This is a genomic window from Haladaptatus ordinarius (assembly GCF_054177595.1).
On sequence record NZ_JBPEHH010000302.1, the window covers coordinates 1 to 639 of the forward strand.

The following is a 639-nucleotide window of genomic DNA, read 5'->3' on the forward strand; positions in this document are numbered from 1 at the left end:
GCCTTCTTCAGCGGGGTATGCTCCTTGTGTTTGATGAGCGGTCGCGTTGAGGTGGAGCGACACTCCTCTCGGAGGTCGCTCCACGAATAGTTCGCATCAGCCGCAACCACCTGCAGGTCTTCCGCGTTCCGGCGCAAGACCTGCATCCCGATGTGCCCGTCCCAACTCTTCCGCGTGGTGAAGTGAACGTCCCTGATTGCTAGAGAGTTGACGTCGATCAACACGGTGGTTTTCAGCGATTGGAACGAGTAGCCTGCACGGGTGCGATAGTGGTGGCTGGTCTGATCACGCTGGAAGCCACTCGCATCGATAGCTGCTTGGCCACTCCAGCCCGCCTGCTCCGCCGAAGCGCGGAGCAGGCGGCGGAGTTCACGCATCTGGAAGTTTTGCTCCCACCGAGAAAGCGTCGTATGATCCGGTGAGCGGTCGAGATTGAGTTCGTCATGGATCACGTAAGAATCGTTCAACCACGCTTCAGTCTCACGGAGACTCTTGTCGAGATCTGCTCGGAGGAGAAGCAACGCGATTTGGGTCCACTCAGCGAACCCGCTGCCGCCTGTCGGGGCAGCGGGTTCGTCTGGGTCGTCGACGTGCTGTTTGGCAAGATTCTTACACTGCCGTACTAGCGGTCGCTTCGAC

The 639-nt window shown here is 59.2% G+C and carries 1 protein-coding gene; it reads right to left on the reverse strand.

Features of this window, described 5'->3' with window-relative positions; all coding sequences use genetic code 11:
* A partial coding sequence (locus ACR3FF_RS27300; RefSeq protein WP_458191239.1) for a transposase occupies positions 1 to 639 on the reverse strand: 639 nt, incomplete at both ends.